Source organism: Pediococcus siamensis (assembly GCF_047220215.1).
Lineage (GTDB): Bacteria > Bacillota > Bacilli > Lactobacillales > Lactobacillaceae > Pediococcus > Pediococcus siamensis.
Genome location: NZ_CP178375.1, coordinates 1844538 through 1865154 on the forward strand (window position 1 = coordinate 1844538; position 20617 = coordinate 1865154).

The 20617-nt window shown below is 40.7% G+C and carries 21 protein-coding genes; 3 read left to right on the forward strand and 18 right to left on the reverse strand.

Annotated features, from left to right (window positions below; translation table 11 throughout):
• Nucleotides 1–45: 45 nt before the first annotated feature.
• The 5 genes from glmU to ACLJJ6_RS08950 all read right to left on the reverse strand — a co-directional run bounded on the left by glmU (nucleotide 46) and on the right by ACLJJ6_RS08950 (nucleotide 4953).
• Nucleotides 46–1455, reverse strand: a complete 1410-nt coding sequence (gene glmU / locus ACLJJ6_RS08930) for a bifunctional UDP-N-acetylglucosamine diphosphorylase/glucosamine-1-phosphate N-acetyltransferase GlmU (RefSeq protein WP_412989078.1) — start codon at nucleotides 1453–1455, stop codon at nucleotides 46–48.
• Between the two features lie 69 nt (nucleotides 1456–1524).
• On the reverse strand, nucleotides 1525–2343 hold the full coding sequence (gene purR / locus ACLJJ6_RS08935) for a pur operon repressor (RefSeq protein WP_412989079.1): 819 nt from the start codon (nucleotides 2341–2343) through the stop codon (nucleotides 1525–1527).
• A 229-nt stretch (nucleotides 2344–2572) separates the two neighbouring features.
• Nucleotides 2573–3364, reverse strand: a complete 792-nt coding sequence (locus ACLJJ6_RS08940) for a metal ABC transporter permease (protein WP_412989080.1) — start codon at nucleotides 3362–3364, stop codon at nucleotides 2573–2575.
• Nucleotides 3357–4052, reverse strand: a complete 696-nt coding sequence (locus ACLJJ6_RS08945; protein WP_412989082.1) for a metal ABC transporter ATP-binding protein — start codon at nucleotides 4050–4052, stop codon at nucleotides 3357–3359. The genes ACLJJ6_RS08940 and ACLJJ6_RS08945 overlap by 8 nt, the downstream gene beginning before the upstream one ends.
• Entirely contained in the window at nucleotides 4045–4953 is a 909-nt protein-coding gene (locus tag ACLJJ6_RS08950; protein WP_412989084.1) for a metal ABC transporter solute-binding protein, Zn/Mn family, read from the reverse strand. The genes ACLJJ6_RS08945 and ACLJJ6_RS08950 overlap by 8 nt, the downstream gene beginning before the upstream one ends.
• Before the next feature lie 156 nt (nucleotides 4954–5109).
• On the opposite strand from ACLJJ6_RS08950, the gene eis reads away from it, so the two are divergent.
• The gene (eis, locus tag ACLJJ6_RS08955) at nucleotides 5110–6285 is read left to right on the forward strand and encodes an enhanced intracellular survival protein Eis (RefSeq protein ID WP_412989086.1); all 1176 of its coding nucleotides are present in this window, start codon (nucleotides 5110–5112) and stop codon (nucleotides 6283–6285) included.
• Nucleotides 6286–6511: 226 nt separating this feature from the next.
• Here the strand turns inward: eis and ACLJJ6_RS08960 are convergent, their stop codons facing one another.
• The 12 genes from ACLJJ6_RS08960 to istA all read right to left on the reverse strand — a co-directional run bounded on the left by ACLJJ6_RS08960 (nucleotide 6512) and on the right by istA (nucleotide 17247).
• A complete protein-coding gene (locus ACLJJ6_RS08960; RefSeq protein WP_412989088.1) occupies nucleotides 6512–6796 on the reverse strand; it encodes a hypothetical protein in 285 nt (94 codons plus the stop codon).
• Between the two features lie 351 nt (nucleotides 6797–7147).
• Nucleotides 7148–7741 (reverse strand): hypothetical protein, encoded by a 594-nt coding sequence (locus ACLJJ6_RS08965; RefSeq protein WP_412989089.1) that lies wholly within the window; start codon nucleotides 7739–7741, stop codon nucleotides 7148–7150.
• A gap of 631 nt (nucleotides 7742–8372) precedes the next feature.
• Nucleotides 8373–9458 (reverse strand): DUF871 domain-containing protein, encoded by a 1086-nt coding sequence (locus ACLJJ6_RS08970; RefSeq protein ID WP_412989090.1) that lies wholly within the window; start codon nucleotides 9456–9458, stop codon nucleotides 8373–8375.
• 18 nt (nucleotides 9459–9476) lie between these two features.
• Entirely contained in the window at nucleotides 9477–9938 is a 462-nt protein-coding gene (locus ACLJJ6_RS08975) for a hypothetical protein (protein WP_412989091.1), read from the reverse strand.
• A gap of 172 nt (nucleotides 9939–10110) precedes the next feature.
• Entirely contained in the window at nucleotides 10111–11433 is a 1323-nt protein-coding gene (celB, locus tag ACLJJ6_RS08980) for a PTS cellobiose transporter subunit IIC (protein WP_412989092.1), read from the reverse strand.
• Between the two features lie 316 nt (nucleotides 11434–11749).
• On the reverse strand, nucleotides 11750–11995 hold the full coding sequence (locus tag ACLJJ6_RS08985) for a hypothetical protein (protein ID WP_412989094.1): 246 nt from the start codon (nucleotides 11993–11995) through the stop codon (nucleotides 11750–11752).
• Entirely contained in the window at nucleotides 11979–12515 is a 537-nt protein-coding gene (locus tag ACLJJ6_RS08990; protein WP_412989096.1) for a MurR/RpiR family transcriptional regulator, read from the reverse strand. Before ACLJJ6_RS08990 ends, ACLJJ6_RS08985 begins: the two co-directional genes overlap by 17 nt.
• 130 nt (nucleotides 12516–12645) lie before the next feature.
• Nucleotides 12646–14094, reverse strand: coding sequence for a 6-phospho-beta-glucosidase (locus ACLJJ6_RS08995; RefSeq protein WP_412989098.1), 1449 nt, complete (start codon nucleotides 14092–14094; stop codon nucleotides 12646–12648).
• Between the two features lie 66 nt (nucleotides 14095–14160).
• Nucleotides 14161–14502, reverse strand: coding sequence for a PTS lactose/cellobiose transporter subunit IIA (locus ACLJJ6_RS09000; protein WP_412989100.1), 342 nt, complete (start codon nucleotides 14500–14502; stop codon nucleotides 14161–14163).
• Nucleotides 14503–14605: 103 nt separating this feature from the next.
• Complete coding sequence (locus ACLJJ6_RS09005) at nucleotides 14606–14920, reverse strand: PTS sugar transporter subunit IIB (RefSeq protein WP_412989102.1); 315 nt, start codon at nucleotides 14918–14920, stop codon at nucleotides 14606–14608.
• A gap of 295 nt (nucleotides 14921–15215) precedes the next feature.
• Complete coding sequence (gene istB / locus ACLJJ6_RS09010) at nucleotides 15216–16046, reverse strand: IS21-like element helper ATPase IstB (protein ID WP_412988384.1); 831 nt, start codon at nucleotides 16044–16046, stop codon at nucleotides 15216–15218.
• A complete protein-coding gene (gene istA / locus ACLJJ6_RS09015) occupies nucleotides 16033–17247 on the reverse strand; it encodes an IS21 family transposase (RefSeq protein WP_260210390.1) in 1215 nt (404 codons plus the stop codon). Before istA ends, istB begins: the two co-directional genes overlap by 14 nt.
• 271 nt (nucleotides 17248–17518) lie before the next feature.
• Between istA and ACLJJ6_RS09020 the strand changes: the two genes are divergently transcribed.
• Complete coding sequence (locus ACLJJ6_RS09020; RefSeq protein ID WP_412989104.1) at nucleotides 17519–18220, forward strand: GntR family transcriptional regulator; 702 nt, start codon at nucleotides 17519–17521, stop codon at nucleotides 18218–18220.
• A 104-nt stretch (nucleotides 18221–18324) separates the two neighbouring features.
• On the opposite strand, the gene ACLJJ6_RS09025 is transcribed toward ACLJJ6_RS09020, so the two are convergent.
• Entirely contained in the window at nucleotides 18325–19041 is a 717-nt protein-coding gene (locus ACLJJ6_RS09025) for a GntR family transcriptional regulator (protein WP_412989106.1), read from the reverse strand.
• Between the two features lie 198 nt (nucleotides 19042–19239).
• Between ACLJJ6_RS09025 and ACLJJ6_RS09030 the strand changes: the two genes are divergently transcribed.
• A complete protein-coding gene (locus ACLJJ6_RS09030; protein ID WP_412989108.1) occupies nucleotides 19240–20613 on the forward strand; it encodes a glycoside hydrolase family 1 protein in 1374 nt (457 codons plus the stop codon).
• Nucleotides 20614–20617 lie beyond the last annotated feature (4 nt).

The following is a 20617-nucleotide window of genomic DNA, read 5'->3' on the forward strand; positions in this document are numbered from 1 at the left end:
ATAATTCATTTAGGGCACCAAAAGCAAGCGGATTTACAGGCTTTCCTACTTATCCGTCGATTGGTTTTGTTCATCTTGAAGTGCTTGATAGACAGGTAATTTTTTAAAATAGCCTGGCTTTGTTGTTTGCCGTGCTCGGGCAATTCCCATATCATACTGGGCAAGATCGTCCGTAATGGTTGAACCTGCCGCTACATATGAATCATCGGCCATAGTTACCGGTGCAATAATATTCGAATTACTTCCAATAAAGGCATGATTCCCAATCACAGAAGTGTGTTTTTTGATCCCATCATAATTAACAAAGACGACTCCGCAACCCACATTAATATCAGTTCCCAAGACCGCATTACCAACGTACGTTAAGTGGCCAACTTTTGTACGGGCTCCCAGTTTAGCCTTTTTAATTTCGCAAAAGTTACCAATGTGGACAAACTCACCGATTTCAGATTCCGGACGTAAATGACTATTCGGTCCGATATCACTATCATCATGCATAATCGATTCCTCGATAGTTGAAGATGTCACGTGAACGCGATCGCCAATTTGAGAAGACACAATTTTTGAATTAGCCCCAATGACACAGTCAGACCCAATTTCAGTTTTACCAGAAATGGCAACTCCAGGTTCAACTACCGTATCCGCGCCAATTTTGACATCAACATCGATGTACGTATTTTCCGGATCAATAAGGGTAACCCCATTTTCCATATGCTGATCATTGATACGTTCCTGCATAATTTTTGTTGCTTTAGCTAATGCTTTACGGTCGTTAACGCCCATGGACTCAGAAAAATCCTTCATTTCGTAGGCCGCTACAATTTCACCCTGTGACTTCATAATTTCAATGACATCTGGTAAGTAGTACTCACCCTGAGCATTATTATTCTTTACCTGATGCAAAGCCGCAAACAATTTTTGATTGTCAAAGCAGTAAACGCCAGTATTAATTTCATGAATAGCAGCTTCTTCACGGGTGGCATCTTTTTCTTCAACAATTTTTGAAACAACGCCCACATTATTACGGACAATGCGACCGTATGAGAAAGGATTGTCGGCATCCGCTGTCAAAATTGTTGCTGCCGCCCCTTTTTCTTTATGATATTCAAAAAGGTCTTCAAAAGTGCTAGCCCTAAACAATGGCGTGTCCCCACTGACAACCATTGTCATGCCTTCTTTATCCCCTAACAAAGACTCTGCTTGCAAAACTGCATGACCAGTACCCAATTGTGCTTCTTGATACGCATATTCAGTTCGGTGGCCTAATTCTTCTTCAACCTGTTCTGCACCATGACCAACCACCGTCACAATCTGACTCATGTTCGTTTTTTCAACCTGTGTCAATACGTGGTCAACCATTGATTTACCACAGACCCGATGCAACACTTTGTATAATTTTGATTTCATTCGGGTGCCTTGGCCAGCTGCCAAAATAACTGTATATTTACCGCTCATTTTTTGTCTACCTTCCTCATTTTCAACTTATCTTCATCATAAAAAACTGGCTGCAATTAAGCAAAAGATTTATTCAAAAACCTTAGTCAAATAGTTGCCAGGCTGAATGGCAATTTTTTCATTCGTGGCATCCACATTTAGTAAAGATGTCACGTTTTCAATCATTCGCTGGCCTTCAAAGTTACCTAGCGCAAAAACGGTTGTTCCCACAAGTTCGGCTTCAAATTCATGAATTAAAGCCTGCATGCCTTTCAGCGTGCCGCCGCCCTTCATATAGTCATCTACAACTATGACGCGGGTCCCTGCTTTCAGGCTCCGTTTGGATAATTCCATTTTTTTAATCTGCGCGGATGATCCGGATACGTAGTTAACGCTAATTGTCGAGCCTTCGGTAATCTTGGAATCATGGCGTACAATGATAAAAGGCACGCCTAAATAATCGGCCACACTTTGAGCGATTGGAATGCCTTTGGTTTCCACCGTCATCACCGCATCGATTTTTTCTTGCGCATACTCATTAGCTATCAGCCGGCCAACCTTACGCAAGATCACCGGATTGCTTAACAGATCAGACATATACAAATAACCGCCCGGTAAAATGCGATCCGCTGTAGAAAGCTGTTGAATTAAGTCCGCAATAATTTCACTAGCTTCCTCTTTTTGAATTGTTGGAATAAATAAGGCCCCGCCAGCAGCTCCAGGAATAGTCTCTAAAATTCCCGTCCCGCGATTTGCGAAAGTACGTTTGATAATAGCCATATCTTCACTGATTGAAGATTTAGCAGAATCGTAACGTTCGGCAAAAAAGCTAAGTGTTACTAACGTGTGGGGCCGTTCCAAAAAATATCTTGTCATATCAATTAATCGATCACTTCTCCGGACACTCACCACGATCACTCCATTTCCATATGTTTAATTACATTTACTTCGATCATAGCATAAATGTTCGTGTTTTGGTTAAGAACTCCCTAAATAACTGATGAGAATTTCGCTTTCCTACCAAAATAGTATAGAAAAATACTTACCATTGTCAAAATCGCCTTTTTTAGGTCGCTAACATGGTAAGTATTAAAATAATTATTTGCATTTATAAACGAAGCTTTTAAAGCCAATAACCTCAACTTTTCAGGCGATTCCAAATCAGTGCCCCAAAATAGATCAAACATTCAATTGAGGCGATGAAAAAGCTGACTGGCCAGTTTGTCAGATACCCTAGATACAAGCCTAACCAAACTCCCAATAAAGCCGCACCAATTGAAAAGACCATCATGCCGCTCACCGTCCGCGTAAAATATTTAGCGCTGGAAGCCGGCAGTGTCAACAGCACAAAGATTAGCAAAGACCCCACGATCTGGGCTGCTACACTGACACTTAAGGCCAAAATCACAAGAAAGATGATCGAAATGAACTGTGTATTAACACCCTTCACCGCAGCACCAATATGATCAAACGAGTCAAACTTCAAATCACGATAAACTAAAAAGATAATAACCAGTACAGCCAGTGAAAGCCACAGGATTTGGTTAACCTCTGACTGACTAATGCCGATCATACTACCAAACAAAATGCTGGTAGCGTCACTCGCATTTTTATTAGCTAGCGATAAAAACAAGATTCCAGAGCCTAGAAATAGACTAGAAATCGCACTAATCGAAGACTCACGCCGTGATGTTTTAGAGCTCATTTGACCAATCAGAACGGAACTGATAATGGTGAATAGCAGCATGCCGTTTAGGGGCGGCCAGCTCATAAAAATACCAAATGAAGCTCCCGAAAAACCGATTTCTGACAACATATGACTGAGAAACGACATATTACGCCCAATCACGTAAACGCCGATAATACCGCTAATAATCGCAATCATTGTCCCTGCTATGTACGCATGGCGCATAAACGCAAAACTAAGCATGTTCCGCCTCCTCTAGATCAGCTTCCTTAAATTGGGCAATCGGTCCTTTCTGATAAGTGCCGTGGCGCATTAATAAGTAAGTATGCGCATATTTTTGTGCCAGCTCAATATCATGGGTAATAAACAGAACCGTGACGCCCTGGTGCTCATTAAAAGTCTTCACTAAATCTAATAATTCAAATTTGCGCACGTTATCCAAGCTCGCCGTGGATTCATCCAAAATCAATAAGTCCGGTTTATTAATTAACGCCTGGGCTAAATAGGCCTTCTGCTTTTCGCCCCCAGAAGCTTCACCCAAAGGCGTATTTTGGATACTTTCAAGATTTGTTTGTGCAATGATTTGATCTAATTTTTGCCGTTCTTTTTTGGAAAGCCATGGCAAATGACTATCATGCAAATTCAGACCGATAAAATCTCGAATAGATAACGGATATTCTTCATCAATATTTCTAAATTGCGGGACATAGCCGATTTTCATCCGTTTAAACGGCGGCTGATAAATAATTTCGCCGTGTTGCGGGGTCAGTTCATGCAAAATGACCCGAACCAGCGTCGTTTTGCCGACACCGTTTTGACCGACAACACTCAAAAAATCACCATGATTAATCTGTAGCGACAGTTTATTTAAGACAAGGTGATCAGGAAAGGAAACTGTTAAATCTTTAATCGCTAATACGGGCTCACTCATTGGCACGCTCCTCCTTTTGGATTTTTGCCACTTGGTTGTATTGCGCCGTCATCCACTGAACGTAGGTTTTACCAGACGGCTGGGTTTCAGTCACATTCAAAACGGGCACATGATGTTTGCGTGCCAACTTAACCATATTTTTAACAACTGGATCGGAAGCTTGCGGATTATTCACAAAAAAGGCAATCTTATGGTGTTTAATATCATTTTGCATTTGCCGAATATCCTGTGCAGTCGGATCAGAACCATTTTCAACGGCTAACGCAAAATGCGGGTTATTAATGCGGTAACCCATTTTCTTTAACGCATAATCGAAGACCGGTTCACTAACATCGACCCGTTTCTCCTGACGATTTTGTTTTAGTTGCTCAATCTGATTTTCGATTATCTTCAAGGACTTTATATAACGCGTTGCATTGGCTTCATATTGTTGACGATGCTCAGGATCTTTTTTAGCAAAAATCTGGGCTAATTTTCTCATTAATCGCGGCATCGTTTGATCGTCATACCAGACGTGCGGATTATCCGTTAATTTTTTTCCCATCAGCGAACGACCTACGTTAACTGTCGTGACGCCAGATTCAGAATCCGCTTTGACCAGGCGTTGCATCCAACTGTCATATCCCAAGCCGTTATAAACAATGACATCTGCTTTGGCAACTGATTTGGCCGTTTTCGTGGTCGGTTCAAAATCGTGCGGATCCACATTGGGCCCATTGATAATCTTATCAACTGTGCCATATTTCCCGACTACTGCTTCGGCCGCCTCACCGTAGAAATTTAGTGAAGTGACGACGTGCAGAGAGGTTGATTTTTTCGCCTGTTGGCGGCATCCCCCAAGCAGCATGATCATTGCTCCCAAAGCAACTAGTGCTGTTAAAATCCATTTTCGTTTCCGCATAAAAACGCTCCATTTTTAAAAAGTAATCATTACTATTTAGCAACGCCTTTCATTATAGCAAATCCTCCTCGCAAGAAGCAAGTTCTAACCACATATCTGTCTATACCATTCGAAATATGCTAAAATTAAGGCATTCAGTAAGCTCTGGAGGTTGCTATGAATTCACATTTTCGACTTGATAATACGGCTAAAAAGGCCCTTTATAATTTGTATCTTTATGCGTTCAATAAACCGGATAGTGAGTTTCGCCGGCAGTTTTGGACAACTCGCTTTGAACACGGGATTCCCTATGGCATTTACGCTGACCGTCAATTGGTCAGTGGTCTTTTCAGCATGCCCTTTAAGGTAAACTTCCATGGGCATCCCCTTCTTATGAACGGCATTACCGATGTCATGAGTGCCCCGGAATATTCTGGTAAGGGCGGGGCTGGCAGTTTGATGAAAGCAGCGTTAGTCGATATGTATGAAAACCACGTTGTGCTTTCTTATCTTGCGCCCTTTTCATTTGCCTACTATCGCAAGTTCGGTTACGAACAAGTATTTGATCATCAAATCTATCGCTTGTCATCGCCCAACTTGCCTCGTCTGCAAAATCACACGGAGGGTCAGATTCATCGTCATCTCTTGAAAAACGGAATTACGGCTATTAAAGCAGCTTATTTAAACTCGCCCCTGAGCCAAAATGGTGGATTGATTCGTCAGGACTGGTGGTGGCAATATCTCACAGAAAAGCATCCTGACTGGGAAGTCGCAATCTATCAAGAGAAAAGCCAACCCGTCACGGGCTATTTGGTCTATTCTCGGACAACAACCGAATTTCAGGTGCATGAATTTGTCCATGCCACTCCGGCAAGTTATCAGGCACTAGCAAGTTTTGTATTTAAACACGGAACTGGGTACCAAACTTATACCTTCGAAAATGCTGATCCAAACTATCAGGGTGATCTTTTGGCCGACCCCTATATGCTCTCAGTAACAACGCAGCCCTATATGATGGCTCGGATTGTTAATTTACAAGCCTTTTTTGCCCACTATCCCATCCAACAAGCCGAATTTGCGCCAATTAGTTTCAATGTTGAAGATGATGTCGTGCCGCAAAATAGCGGGAATTGGTTCATTTCAGCAACAGCGGGAAAAATCGGTTTGGAGCATGACTCAGTCTCTAAGTCCGGTGCGCCCAATTTAACTATGCAGCAATTGACCAAAGCCATGATGGGCTATCGCACCCTTGCTTCTCAAAGTGCATTTGGACAACTCACCGATTCAGCAGAACTGGCAAAATTAGACCAAATCTTTATTCATCAAAAACCAATTTTGGCTGATTATTTCTAGATTTACACGGTCGTAACCACCAAAATCAGCTGCTAAACACTTGGTTCTGACAGCTAACTCTTAGTCAACTGCTTGCGTCCAAACTCGAAACGCACGATTACCAGTTAACGGTCCAGAACAAAATTTTCACGTCACGACACCAAATTGATAGTTGCGTCAAAAAAACGGAGCTAAGGCAATTCATTAATTGCCCCAGTTCCGTTTTTTGTTGGTTCGTTATTTTTTATCACGGTAAGCCAATACTCCCCATTGGAAAAGTTTCCAGCGTGTAATCTTTTGACGTTAAATTGGCTTCTTTCAACACCGTAATCAAGGTTTTCTGGTTATAGTCAGATAAATTTCTTGTGCGCAAACTCAATGTCGTATGCGCCTTGTTTCCGGTCCATTTTCCCATTTGCTTGAGTGCTGGATAGTGGTTGGGATTAAACATTGTGGGCTGGTTAAATTTAATAAAAACAAGCTCCGCATTAAGGTGATTTAATGTAAAATCGAAAAAATTTGTTTTTGCCATTTTATGGCCTCCAAAAGAAAGTTTTTCTTTAATTTCTTTAAATACTGAAATCTCAACGTACTGGCATGAATATGCTCCGGTGTTCATTTTTAGTGAATAAACATTGCTCCCCATACCAGACCAGCCATGCCGACAATCACCATTATTGCACCAGTAAGCTTTGCAGAAAGCCCAAACGTAGCCGAGGTCTTTTTAGCATCAACCTTTAGTCCAGATTCCGCAAATATGGGACGTTTAAGCTGCCAATGACCAACGCCTATCTAAATAATTTCAATACTGATTAAAATAATCAAAATGCCCAAAAATGCGTTCATACCTATCCAAATCCGCCTCTTTTTTGACGTTAATCCTTCATACCAACAGTGGGACCCATTTTGCCTGTATAGGATATGTCGTCCCTTCAGCACGTTTTTCATAAAACTTGTTAAAGTAATTCTCACGTTTGGAATCACTTGGTAAGTCAGCGATATCAAACGGATCCTCAATTTTAATCCCTTTTTCTTTCAAAATGGGGGCTAACAGCTGAAACACCGTAAAGTTCGGATTCAGAATATAATAATGACGGGTACCGACGCCAACGACTAATGTTAGGCTATAGGTATAACTTGGCACAAACAACATCGACCCAAACTGAAACGGAAAGGTCCGTAGCGCCCCAAACTGAACGAATTCAAAGTCTTCAATCCGCTCCGTACGTGCCACTTCGCCGTCAACGTTATAAACTTTCATTTCATCGTTTGTAAAGGCGATTTCTGCCGGCTTACCTAGTCCCAACGCCACTCTAGTAGCCTTTGCTGCTTTCCCTTGCTGCTTTTTAGGGACCCGTGGAAAAATCTGCCCATTAATCGCAACTCGTAACTGAGTGAAACCGCGCAGGACTGTTTTATCCTTATTACTCGAATAGTTGTTTATTGTCTCGAATGCTGAAGATGGTATCAAATACATAGTAAGACCTCCCAAAGCATTTTTATGAAAACGGTTACTTGATATCACACTGATATCGTAGCACCATTTTCCCAAAATAACAACTTTTTCTTTATTTTTTTATAAATATACTTCCTAGCGGATATTTTCCAGTGGCTCCTACACTAAAATCAGCCCAACAGCCTTCTCAGTTGGTCTTTGCTATTATCTAAGCTGTACTGAACGGAAATTTGTTTTGAAAATGATATCAAAACTAAAACAGTGCGCGACTTTGCAAAAAAACGCGAAGTGCCCCACCAACCTGGTTTGCTTGCTTATGGAACCCCCTAGTGAAATGCCATTATCGTTACCTCTTACACACAGCCAGATATATGGCAAATAATGCAATCACTGCAATGGCAACTAACATGGTTAATACTTTCAGCATTTGTTTCACCCCACCTTAATGCAGATTATTTTCTTACCAACCACACTTTAGCTCTAAACTGCCTGTTTTGAAATCGCTTTTAATTCAGTTATGAGGTCATAAACAGTCGCGTGCCTCTGCCTGTTTCAGAACTTTAACAGCGACAAAAAAGCCGAACGATTCAAAGAATTGTTCGGCTTACCATGTGCGCTCAAAGTTAAAAAAATTGTTTCCCACTTTTAAATCTTATTTCAATTCAAACGTACTCCACGGTTTAATATAGTCGAGAAGGAAAAGATCCGCCTCGGTCAAATGTCCCACTACATTACGGCGACCATCATTTGGAAAAGCCCTCAGTGCGATCTGTAACTCGCCCTTGTAGCGGCTATAATCATCATTAACCACAATGATATCACCGCGTTTGAAATCTTGTGCTGCGTGATGCGCTGGGATTGCTTTGTCTTTATACCAAACTCGAGGCATGGTATCTCGCACTAAGTAATCAGAAGCATCACCGCGGTACAAATGCGGTTTACCCAATGCAACTAACTTTTCGTTTGCTGTCAGGTCATCCACAAAATCAGCATGTAACACTGGATAGCGACCAAAGAACGTCTCAGAAGCTGCCTTAAGCTCTGCTTCTGAAGCATACGCATTACCAATCAACACATCATCTATTAAACCAGTCAGCAGTAAATGCTGAACCTGCGTTGCAATCGGTAAATGACGATCATCTTCCAGTGTTGGCAGGCCATCTTGAACGGGCCACGGTCCAAAGCCCGCCGATTCAGAACTAACGAATGCCGCTGTATTAATATTATGTTTCCGAAACAGTTCTGAACATTTTGTAAAGAATGCCTCTCCCAAGCCAGTATATTCTTGTGGATAAAAGTTATGACATCCCAACAAGTTTTGTTTGTCTGGTGCATAACTTAAAATATTTTCAAGATAGCGGGTGCCATTACTCATGTTGACTTCAATCTTGATACCATAGGGATTGCGAGTCATACGCGCCTCTTCCATCCCGGTAAAGCCTTCATCCAACCGAAGTCCCCAAGCACCTAGATCAGCGAAAAATGATAAATCATCATACGTAATTCCTAGCTGTTTGAATAAGGCGGGATTCATATCCACCATGACTTTGAAGTTCAATGATTTCGCATACTGGACTATTTTTTTAAAATTGGCAACCACAGTTTCTTGATCGCCATTAATTTGTAGCAACGACGTAAATACCCGCGTGTAACCATATTGATGTGCTAAATCTAAATAGGCCTTATCCTGTTCAAATGTTGAATGCTCTGGATATAATGAAATTCCTAAACGTGCCAACACACTACCTCCCTGTGATTAAGCTGTAAACGCGCGATAGAGTGAATAAATGAGAACTGCCGAAGAGACGATAACCACCAGCACATTAGCTAAAAAGGCAAAAATTTCGTTCCACGCAAAATGCTCAACATCTTTCACTTGCTCAGATTTACGCCGAGTAATGACCCCCACGTAACCACCGCCAGAGATTAATAAACTGACGAAAGGAATAATAAACAGGGCATTTTTGGTCACTACCAGACCGTCCCCCATCGGCACGCGATTTCCCAGTAACGGCGTCGTTAATACCGCAATGATCAGCGGAATAAACGAAATCACTTCATTAATGCCAAAACGTTTGTAGGCAATATTTTGGGCCCATTTGGGCAAATCATCGATGGTGGTTTGTTGGGTTTTGGTTTTTGCTCTAATTTTATCCACATTAGCCTGGGCAGCCCTCTCAACGGCTGGACTTGGTTGTGGTTTTTTATGTTTACTCATGGTTCTCGCTCCTCTTTTTTCAAAACTACTTTCTCGCTCAACCTCATTATACGCATTTTTTTGTGCCCTGTCTTGATGACATTAACCATATCTATATCGCGTAATTACCGCTCTGACGAAAAAATCTGCCGAACAGAATTCGACAGATTTTAAAGATTTCCAAACAAACTGTTTAGTTGTTTGCAGCAGCTTCTGCAGCTTCTTTGTCAGCAATTGCTTTTTCTTGTTGCAAAGCTTGACGATCAGCAATCCGGAAGAATGGATACCAAATGGCACCACCAACGACGAAGTTAACTAATTGACAAACCGCACCGGAAATGTGACCAGTTGCTAGCCAACCTGAGATAATAGGCGGCGTTGTCCAAGGAACCGCGACACCCATTGTCCGTGCGACTAAACCGGTGTCCATTCCGACGTAAGTAATCACAACTGTAACCAAAGGAACCAAGATAAATGGAATTGCCATAACTGGGTTCAAAACAATTGGTAAACCAAACATGATAGGTTCGTTAATGTTGAATAATGCAGGGGCAGCAGCCAAACGACCAATAGCTTTCAAGTTAGCTGATTTAGCTAAGAATAACATCATGAAGGCTAAGGAAATTGTTTCACCAGAACCACCGGCATGAGCGAAGTTATCAACAAATTGTTGACTAACAATGTTTGGAATCGGTTTGTTTGCTTTAACGGCAGCGGCATTTTGACCCATTTGGCCTAACCAAATTGGTGCCATGATCCCGCCGACAACGTTAGCACCGTGAATACCAAACATCCAGAGGAAACCAACGAAGAATTCAGCAACAAGTTCGCCCCAAATGGTACCACCAACAGCTGTCAAAGGTTTGGATAAGATAACCGTAATGATATTTGGAATGGTCTTGAAAGCCGTGAAGCTAACACCAAGACGAATCAACCAAACAAGTGTAATAATGACGAAGCCTGGAATCAAAGCTGAAAAGGCGTTTCCAACTGCAGGTGGAACTGTATCTGGCATATGGAATTGCCAATTCTTATGAATCATCCAAACATAAAAATCGGTGATGAACAAACCAACCAATAGGGCTTCAAACAATCCTGTTGAACCTAACATTGTCAAAGGCACGTATGTGTTACCAGCCTTATCTGTGTATAGCGGAATTGTTAGTAAGAAAGCACCTAACGAAACAATACTTGCTGACAGCGCGTCAGCACCATCATACGACTTTGCCAATTGGTAAGAAATACCAACGGCCGCAACCATCCCAATAATATTGAATGTTGCGTTAGTCGCCCAACCGACAACAGTTGTCCAGTTAGCACCAAATACCGAATTCATCCAATTGATGTATGCCGGAATTGGGAACTGACTGACGATCATGAAGACTGAACCAATAATGATTAGTGGCATTACCAGTGCAAAGCCATCACGAAGTGCAACCAAATGACGAGAAGCAGCTAATTTTCCTGCAAAGGGAATCAGCTTATCCTGCACGAAGCTGGACTTATTCTCACTCATGTAAAACCCTCCCAAATTATCACTTGTAACGAAATATAAATAGCAAAATCTGTCAAATAATATTATAACTTTGCAAGTGATAAATTTTATTTGAAACCACGTTGTATGCGGTTTCATCATTTACAATATAGCACATTTTTAGATTTGTGCCTACCTATTTTTGACAAATTTCTTGACTTTTTCTTAAAAAAAACATGTTCCAAAGGGAAACATGTTTCATAGTATTAATTGGTCTAAAACTAACTTTTGAACCTATCAACTTGCCAACCGAATCTTACTATATTGGTATAGTCCAAATTTGATTAACTTATATTTTCTAAAAAATCGAATCTTTTTGCACCTGAGATTCCTTCATCAGGTCTTTGTGCACTTTGATGCCAATTTGTTCCAACAAAAAGACCACTGGAATTTGTGAGGTAAGATTCAAATCAGCCATTCGCACTTCTGGTACATTATAAGCAATGTTGAAATCAGTCAGTTGAGCCAATGTTGAATACCGATTTGCGGTAATACTCATCGTTTTAGCACCATTCTCTTGATAAAATTTAGTTTGTTGCAGCACCTGTGGCGTTTCCCCCAGACACAGAAAGTAAGACCAGTAACGTATCTGAAAAATCTCTTCTGGCCAACGGCTTGGGCTGAAAGGGATCGGTAAAAGTTAAGGTGTAAATACCGTAGTTGGCTAGCAGCCTGGCGCCATACTGGGCTAGGCTACCACTGGTCCCTAACCCAAACAAAAGGCTGGTATCGGCCGCCGTAATAAGCTTAGCAGCCTGGTTAATTTTATCTAGGAAGCTGGCATCGTTAACTTGATCGAAAAATTGACTAGTAGGAACCATACTCTGCTGGGTAGGTTGCTCAATTTCAATTTTTTGCTGTCTTTTTAAGGCATACTTAAACTCTGAGTACCCATCAAAATCCATTTTGTGTAAGAAACGAAGAATTGTGGTGGGTGAAACATGACTTTTCTTTGCTAATTGACGGATTGTCATGGTCTCAACTTCCACAGGGTGGGCAATAATATGCTTATAAATACTCAGTTCTAGTTGGTTTAACAATTTAACTCGCTCATATGGAAACATTTTTTGCCTCCTCCCTTAAATACAAGTCCTACAATAGCACTTTCTGAATGCGAGCGGAACATGTTTCAAACTAAAAAAACAGTCAGCCTCTCTCTGGTTGACTGTTCAAAATTTATCGGTACAAATTTAGTTATTCTGTAATATCCTCGCCGTTTGTAGCAATAACTTTCTTAAACCAATCAAACGAATCCTTCTTGGAACGCGCTAACGAGCCGTGACCTTCATCGTCTTGGTCCACATAGATAAACCCATACCGTTTCTTCATTTCACCAGTGCTGGCCGAAATCAAATCAATGCAGCCCCACGGGGTATAACCCATTAAATCAACACCATCGTAAACGACGGCCTTTTCCATTTCCTCGATATGATCATGGAAATAACTGATACGATAATCGTCATGGACACTGCCATCCGCTTCCTTTTTATCATAGGCACCAAAACCATTTTCAACGATAAACATTGGTTTGTGCCAGCGATCTTGCATCCAGTTCATGGAATACCGCAACCCAACAGGATCGATTTGCCAGCCCCAATCGGATTTTTCTGTATATGGATTATCGACCTGATCCTTTGATTCCGTATATACATAATCGGGATTGTCTGCCTGATACTTTGTGACAAAGGACATGTAATAACTAAAACCAACGTAGTCCGCAGTTCCTTCACGCAAATCCTGAGCATCTTGTTCAGTTCGATCAATCTTAAATCCTTTGCGCTCCCAATACTTAGGTACCCAATTTGGATAATAGCCGTTTGCCTGTACATCACCGTAGTAATAACGGGTCTGCATAGCACGCTCTGCCATCATAATATCTTTAGGATCCGCTGTTAAGGGATAAATTGGGCACATGGCAATCATGTCACCAATCTGAAAATCAGGGTTAATTTGGTGACCCAATTTAACTGCTTTAGCACTTGCAACCATCTCATAGTGTGCTGCTTGGTACATGGCCTCTTCCCAGTTATCGTCCTTGCCTAGCTGTAAGCCCGAATTTTGCAACATCGGATGCGGATCATCCCAACTTGTCTGGTTGTTAATTTCGTTAAACGTCATCCAGTATTTAACCTTATTGCGATAACGCTTGAACACTGCTTCGGCATAATTTAAGAAGAAGTCAATCAACTTACGGTTTGACCAACCTCCATATTCTTTAACCAAATGATATGGCATTTCAAAATGCGACAACGTAATAACTGGTTCAATGTTATATTTCAATAACTCATCAAAAAGGTCGTCATAAAATTGCAGCCCTGCTTCATTTGGCTCGGTTTCGTCGCCATTAGGAAAAATACGTGTCCAAGCAATTGAAGTTCGGAAACATTTGAAGCCCATTTCAGCAAATAGCTTAATGTCTTCAGGATAACGATGATAGAAATCGATTCCCCAGTGATTAGGATAAACTTCACCGTCTTTTACACCTTCTGTAACCCGGCGTGGATGATCTTTATCGCCAGCCGTCATGACGTCTGCAATGCTGACGCCCTTTCCGCCTTCTTGCCAACCGCCTTCCAATTGGTGAGCAGCAACGGCTCCACCCCACAAAAAGCCTTCTGGCATTCGTAATTTTTGTTCACTCATATTTTCTTACACCCCATCTTTTATTTAAAAAAGGCAGCCACCTAACCTGGCTGCCCACATTATTGATTAATCTTCGACTTTGACGCCATCAAGACGTTTGTAAAGGTCAACAATTTCTCCCGCTAAATCACGGAACGTAATCGCATTCATGATATGGTCTTGAGAATGAACGGTTAATAGCGTTACTTTTGCATGTTTACCGTTAGCTTCATCAGTTAACATTCCAGTTTGAGAATTATGTGCTTCGGTTAAAAAGTGATCTGCTTCTTTTAATTTGGCATCCGCCGTTTCAAAGTCGCCTTTTTTTGCTGCATGAATTGCTTCAAAGGAAGAACTCTTGGCATTCCCGCCATTCATAATGAGTCCCATGATTGCTTCTAAGTTTTGTTCTTGTTCTTCTTCCGCCATTACTCGATCCTTCTCCTTACATGTTATGTAAAAGCGGAAGCACTTACTGTTTCCGCTTACAAAATATTATAAAATTACGTGGCATCACGCGCTGAAAGTTGATCTAGTTAACACCTAAAGTCTTAAATGCTTCTTTCAAAACTTTTTCGCCGTTCATCATCCCGTAGTCTTGCATGTTGATGACTTCAACCGGGATATCCAATTTGCTCTTGAAGTTGCTTTCCATATAACGAACTTGCGGTCCAAGCATTAAAATATCTGGATGTTTCTCTTCAAGTTTGTTGTTTGCATCTGAAGCTGCTGTTGCAAAGATTTCTGCATCAACACCTTCTGCTGCTGCAGCCTTTTGCATCTTGGAAACCAAAAGACTTGTTGACATACCTGCTGAACAAACTAACATAATTGTTTTTTCTGCCATAATACTCACTCCTAATAATCCATCATATTTTGTTAGCAAACGGTTTGCTTTTAAACCGCTTTCATTACAATTGCATTGTAACTCGTAGGTACAAATTTTACAAGCGGAATAATTGATTTTTTTCATTATCATCTGTCAAGGCCAGTCATATCAAGGATTTAAAATAAAAGTTTTTTAAGGCTGAATAAAATTTGTTCCTTATTCAGTAAATTTGTTCTTACTCATCATTTGTCAACGCCGATGTGAAAATGTCGTTTTTTGCCGATTAAAAAATGCTGTTTTTTACCGATAAGGTTTACAGTGTCTCACTGCTCCTTTCTTTATTTTGTGAGCTAAAACCTGATAAATCAGGTCCAGAATTATCCTTCTTTTCAATCAAATGATCCTTCATTCGATATGATCGACCGGTGATTCGGATGACTTTAGCGTGGTGAACCAAGCGGTCTAAAATGGCGTTAGCTAACATCTTATCTGAAAAGGTGTTTCCCCACTTAGAAAGCGGAATATTAGTGGTGATAATGGTTGATTTCCGTTCATATCGTCTTTCAATTAGCTGAAAGAACAGCTTAGCACCCACTGACTCAATTGGGAGATAACCAATCTCGTCAATGATTAGAATTTGAAAACGGGCATACCGGCGCAACACTTCTTCGCTTCGTCCTTGAACTTGTGCTGTTTGAAGCTTGTTGATGAGGTCGCTACATCGAATAAACTGCGTTGAAATTCCTTGTTTACACCCTTCAATTCCAATGGCGGTGGCTAGGTGAGTCTTACCGACACCGGAGGTGCCGATAAACAAAATGTTTTGATTCTCTTGGGTGAATCTTAGTGATCCCAAGTCCTCAATTGTCCCTTGGTTAATTCCTGGTTGATAGCTAAAGTCAAAGTCAGCTAACGTTTTTTCATATGGAAAGCGGGCTAGTTTAATTCTCAAATTAATCTTTTTTTGTTCCCGGTATTTAAGCTCAGCCGTTGTCAATTCGAATAAGGCATCACTCAAGGACTTGGGTGCTTCATCTTGATGATCCAATAGGTAGCCTAAATGTTCGGCGAAACGATCTAACTTTAATTGTCTAAGGTTGGTGTATAACGCTTGGTAATTAGCCATTTTCTCACTCCATTTCATCAAACATCTTCAGGTTTCGGTCGACGTAATCATCAATGACTCGGTCATCACGATTCTTATAAAGGTCTGATCGGACAATCTCTTCCATGTCATCGCGAAGATAATTAAATCTTTTCAGTGAAATAGGGTGAGAACGAATTAGTTCTCCGTTATAATAAACGTATAGAGTATTGTCATCGTGTTTAATTTGTACGGTTTCGTCAATATATCTGATGGGGACGGAGTATTTCCGATTTTGAAAGACAATCATTGATTCCTTGCTAACTTTCCTTGCGATGGTTTGGCTGGCATAGGCATCGAGTAAGTCATGATCAAAATCATGGAGATACTCTTTTTCTTTATCAAGCAATAAATAAGGCGGAATTTGAGTCGCCTGAGACTTCTCATGATTCAGCTGATCACACGTCAAATGAACGATCTCGGCTAAGTCTAGCGGCTCTTCAAACTCATGGTTGTAAACTTTAATTCGCTGAGTAGTTCTGGCCAACGCCTCAACCTTTCCTTTGGTTTGTGGCCGAAACGGTCGACAAGCAATTGGCTTGAAACAAGCGTCCTTAGCGTATTCAACGAAGGTTTCATTAAATACCGGCTTACCAAAATTACTTTTATGATGATCGACGACAACCTTTTGGTTGTCAAACCAGATTTCTTTCGGCACACCCCCGGTTGCCCAAAAGGCATTCGTTAAGCAATCAAAAAAGGTAGTTTGGCTGCGACTGAAGGTAAATTGCATGTATTTCATTCGCGAGTACCCTAAAACATATAAGAAGATGTTGCCTTTGACAATCTCTCCATGCCGAGAAATCAATGTTAAGTCTTCTTTCCAATCAACCTGGGCTGAAAGCCCTGGCGAGGTTTCAATCCGGATAGTGGCTTTTTTCGTTGCGGCTTTTCTGATGGTTCGACAATAGTCTCTGAGAATACTTTGCTTTCCTTGATAGCCACGTTCTTTGATAAAGTAATAAATTGCCGTTGCCGAACAGCCTTCTAGAACCTTTTCTTCAATCGTTTTTCGATAATCGTCAAGTTTACTCGGCCGCCGTAAGGGTTGTGGCTGCTCATCTGGGGGCGTGAGCCCTAAATTGTAGTATCTTTTAACCGTTCGCGGATCAACACCATATCGTCGACCAATTTCAGCGAAGTTGGGCTTTATTTTGTTCATAATATATTGCTGGACACACTGTTCAACATCTAAACGCATTTCAGTTCCTCCAAATTTGAGATACGTTTAGTTTACCGTAAAAAAATGTTGGAAAACCGACATTTTCTAATCGGTATTTTCCAACATTTTACAACCGTTGCTGACATCATTGCCACCCTTTCGACCATTTTTTGTTTCATAACCAAATAATATGTTCTTTTTGCACTAAAATGGTTGACTATTAAACCGTTTACATTACAATTGGTAAATGAATAGTAGTAGGTACAAATTTTAAAAAACGCCGTACCCATGAAGATTGGAGGAGAAGTGTATGTATCATGATATCGCGAATGATTTGATTCATTCTATTGAGAATAAATTGTTCAAAGAAAAATTACCAACCGAACACCAGTTAATGGAGCGGTACAATGTGAGTCGCAATACCATTCGCAAAGCTATTGATATCGTGGCACAAAAAGGGTTGGTTCGTCGGGTCCAAGGAAGTGGCTATTTCATTAACGACATCAGCCAGGCAGAAAAAACCGTGGTGAATTTAACTATGGGATCAAGTCGTTCCCGTTATCATAAAGATATGAGTTCTAAAATCGTCACCTTTGATGAAATCCACGCGGATGCTGCACTCGCCAAGCAGTTTGGTGTCCGTGACGGCGCGGCCCTGCTCCGTATTATTCGGTTGCGGTATACAGATAAACAGCTCTACAGTTTGGAATACGCCTACTATGTTAAAAGTGAGGTGCCTTCGCTGACACTCAATAGTATCAACCACTCCATCTTCAACTACATTAAGAAAAAATATAACATCCGCATTAACAATAGCGACCAGTACTTATCGCAAGATAAATTATCAAACGAAGCCGCTAATCTTCTTGGCATGCAGCCAGGGACGGCCTGTATGACTTTGCAACAGTCAAATTATTACAATAATGATGTCTTATTTAATTTTTCTCAAACAATTTACGTTTTCCCAAATCTAAGCTTCTACTTCCACGCAGCAAATCAATCTGGAAATTAAAGCAAATAAACTCAAAAAGGCTTTCGTCAGTATTAATGCTGACGAAAGCCTTTTTACTATCTTGAAAGAATTGCGCCTATTTAAGACAGTTTTCGTTAAAAATTTTATTTATTCAAATTAATATCCGCGATAACCTTGCCGGTCTGATATGGAAAATGGGACTCCGAAAACTCAAAGGGTTCACCATCTTCGAGATAACTAACTTGCTTGATAATCAAAACAGGCTCACCAATTGCAACCCCCATCGCTTCAACATCCTTTTGTGTGGCTTTAGCTGCCACCACAATTCGATGGGATCCGGAAATCGTCAAATGACATTTTTGGGTTAAATAGCGGTAAATGGAATTTTTCAAAACATCCATTGTGATCGGCGCTACCTGCGTAGGCATAATAGTATGTTCCCAACCGAACAACTCACCATCCACAAACCTAACTCGTTCAATAACATAGACGGGATCCGTTGGGCTAATCATTAACCCTTCCTGTTCTACTTTACTAGGTAGCCTAGCGTCCAGAAGTAAAACCTTACTTGAAACATCTTTATCCGGATGCGTCGCCGTTGTTCCTAGTGGCTTATCTATTTGACTGCCCATATCATCTAAATTCTGCAAATAGTCCTTTCGCACAAAGGTCCCTGCTCCGCGCTTGGTATAAACCAAGCCTTCAATAATTAAAGCCTGGATCGCCTTACGAATCGTAATTCGGGTTGTATTAAAATCCTCTGCCAACTGGTTTTGATCAGGTAATAAACTTCCCGCCTTATAATTTCCCATCAATATTTTTTTGCGAATCTTTTCTGAAATTTCTTGGTATTTATACATTTTTGCAAGTCCTCGATCTTCTTATTAGGTTCATTTTACCTCTTTAATCCCTTATTTCATACCAGATTAATCAATTTTGCCGAATATAATATCTTCGTGCTTTTTCATAAATGTATATACTTTTATAAAAAAAGACTTTACATAATAAAAAGTATGGTTATATAATGTAAACGGATTCAAGAAAGGTGGAGATTATTAATGACAAAGGAGATGCCTGAAGACTTTCTTTGGGGCAATTCAGTATCAAGTATGCAAACGGAAGGAGGCTATAACGAAGGCGGAAAAGGTAAATCCGTCTATGATACTTACCCCGCAACCGAAGATTCTTCTGATTGGAAAGTTGCAATTGATGATTACCATAACTATTCTGAAGATCTTGATCTGATGGCAAACCAAGGCATGAATTGCTATCGATTTCAGATTTCTTGGAGCCGTGTCAATCCTGATGGAGATGGCGATTTTAATGAAGAAGGTATTCAATTTTACGATAATTTGATTAACGAGTTGCTAAAGCGACACATTCAACCAATGATTTGTCTTTACCATTTTGACATGCCGCTACACTTAGCCGAAACATATAACGGTTTTTTAGATCGTCATGTGGTAGAAGCATTCGTACGGTATGGCAAAAAAATGGTGGATTGTTTTGGCGACCGTGTCAAATATTGGATCACTTTTAACGAACAAAATCTCTATTCAACCTCTGAAGCTTTTCGTATTGCTGGTTATTTAAAGGGCAACAAAACGGACGATGAGTTGCACCAGATTTCTCATCACGTAATGTTGGCTCACGCTGGAGTTGCCAACTACCTACATAAACAAACCGACGATTTAATCGGTGGCATGTTAGCTTACAGTGAAGTTTATCCAGTGTCATCCTTACCCAAAGACATTCAGTATGCCCGTCAGCTTGACGAATTTCTAAATCGTAACCTGTTAGATGTTTTTGTCCACGGCCATTACTCCAATGAAGTTTTGACTTTTATCGAAAACCATCATATTAACATGGATTTTACCGATGCCGATCAAACTATTTTTAATCAATTATCAAGTGACTTTATTGCATTCAGCTATTATCAAAGTGTCACAATCAGTAGTTCGATTGTTCCGGACGGTACCCTCCCAAATTACTATCTAGAAGTTGGTGGCAAGGAAAATCCATTTTTAAAGGTAAGCGAATGGGGGTGGTCAATCGACCCACTCGGTTTCCGCGACATTCTCACCAAAACTTATAACAGTTATGGCGTGCCAATGTTTCCGATTGAAAATGGAATTGGTGTCCGTGAACATTATGAAGGCAAAGAGATTCAAGACGATTATCGCATCAAGTATCATCGTGATCATATTCAAGCGATGAAAGATGCGATGTTCGAAGATGGTGTACCAGTCCTAGGGTATCTTGGCTGGGGCTTAATTGACATCCCAAGTTCTTCGGGAAATATGGAAAAACGTTATGGCATGGTTTACGTCAACCGCGGAAATCATGATTTGCGTGATATGAAACGTATTCCGAAGAAGAGTTATGGTTGGTTCAAAAAAGTCATTGCCGCTAACGGAAATGACTTGTACTAAAACT

Bases quoted from the DNA above. Each gene is read 5' to 3' on its own strand.
- ACLJJ6_RS09030 (WP_412989108.1), top strand. From the start codon at position 19,240: ATGACAAAGGAGATGCCTGAAGACTTTCTTTGGGGCAATTCAGTATCA.
- ACLJJ6_RS09020 (WP_412989104.1), top strand. From the start codon at position 17,519: ATGTATCATGATATCGCGAATGATTTGATTCATTCTATTGAGAATAAA.
- ACLJJ6_RS08940 (WP_412989080.1), bottom strand. From the start codon at position 3,364: ATGCTTAGTTTTGCGTTTATGCGCCATGCGTACATAGCAGGGACAATG.
- istA (WP_260210390.1), bottom strand. From the start codon at position 17,247: ATGCGTTTAGATGTTGAACAGTGTGTCCAGCAATATATTATGAACAAA.
- glmU (WP_412989078.1), bottom strand. From the start codon at position 1,455: ATGAGCGGTAAATATACAGTTATTTTGGCAGCTGGCCAAGGCACCCGA.
- celB (WP_412989092.1), bottom strand. From the start codon at position 11,433: ATGAGTGAGAATAAGTCCAGCTTCGTGCAGGATAAGCTGATTCCCTTT.
- eis (WP_412989086.1), top strand. From the start codon at position 5,110: ATGAATTCACATTTTCGACTTGATAATACGGCTAAAAAGGCCCTTTAT.
- ACLJJ6_RS08965 (WP_412989089.1), bottom strand. From the start codon at position 7,741: ATGTATTTGATACCATCTTCAGCATTCGAGACAATAAACAACTATTCG.
- ACLJJ6_RS08950 (WP_412989084.1), bottom strand. From the start codon at position 4,953: ATGCGGAAACGAAAATGGATTTTAACAGCACTAGTTGCTTTGGGAGCA.
- ACLJJ6_RS08960 (WP_412989088.1), bottom strand. From the start codon at position 6,796: ATGGCAAAAACAAATTTTTTCGATTTTACATTAAATCACCTTAATGCG.
- istB (WP_412988384.1), bottom strand. From the start codon at position 16,046: ATGAAATGGAGTGAGAAAATGGCTAATTACCAAGCGTTATACACCAAC.
- ACLJJ6_RS09005 (WP_412989102.1), bottom strand. From the start codon at position 14,920: ATGGCAGAAAAAACAATTATGTTAGTTTGTTCAGCAGGTATGTCAACA.
- ACLJJ6_RS08990 (WP_412989096.1), bottom strand. From the start codon at position 12,515: ATGTTTCCATATGAGCGAGTTAAATTGTTAAACCAACTAGAACTGAGT.
- ACLJJ6_RS08945 (WP_412989082.1), bottom strand. From the start codon at position 4,052: ATGAGTGAGCCCGTATTAGCGATTAAAGATTTAACAGTTTCCTTTCCT.
- ACLJJ6_RS08975 (WP_412989091.1), bottom strand. From the start codon at position 9,938: ATGAGTAAACATAAAAAACCACAACCAAGTCCAGCCGTTGAGAGGGCT.
- ACLJJ6_RS08995 (WP_412989098.1), bottom strand. From the start codon at position 14,094: ATGAGTGAACAAAAATTACGAATGCCAGAAGGCTTTTTGTGGGGTGGA.
- ACLJJ6_RS09025 (WP_412989106.1), bottom strand. From the start codon at position 19,041: ATGTATAAATACCAAGAAATTTCAGAAAAGATTCGCAAAAAAATATTG.
- ACLJJ6_RS09000 (WP_412989100.1), bottom strand. From the start codon at position 14,502: ATGGCGGAAGAAGAACAAGAACAAAACTTAGAAGCAATCATGGGACTC.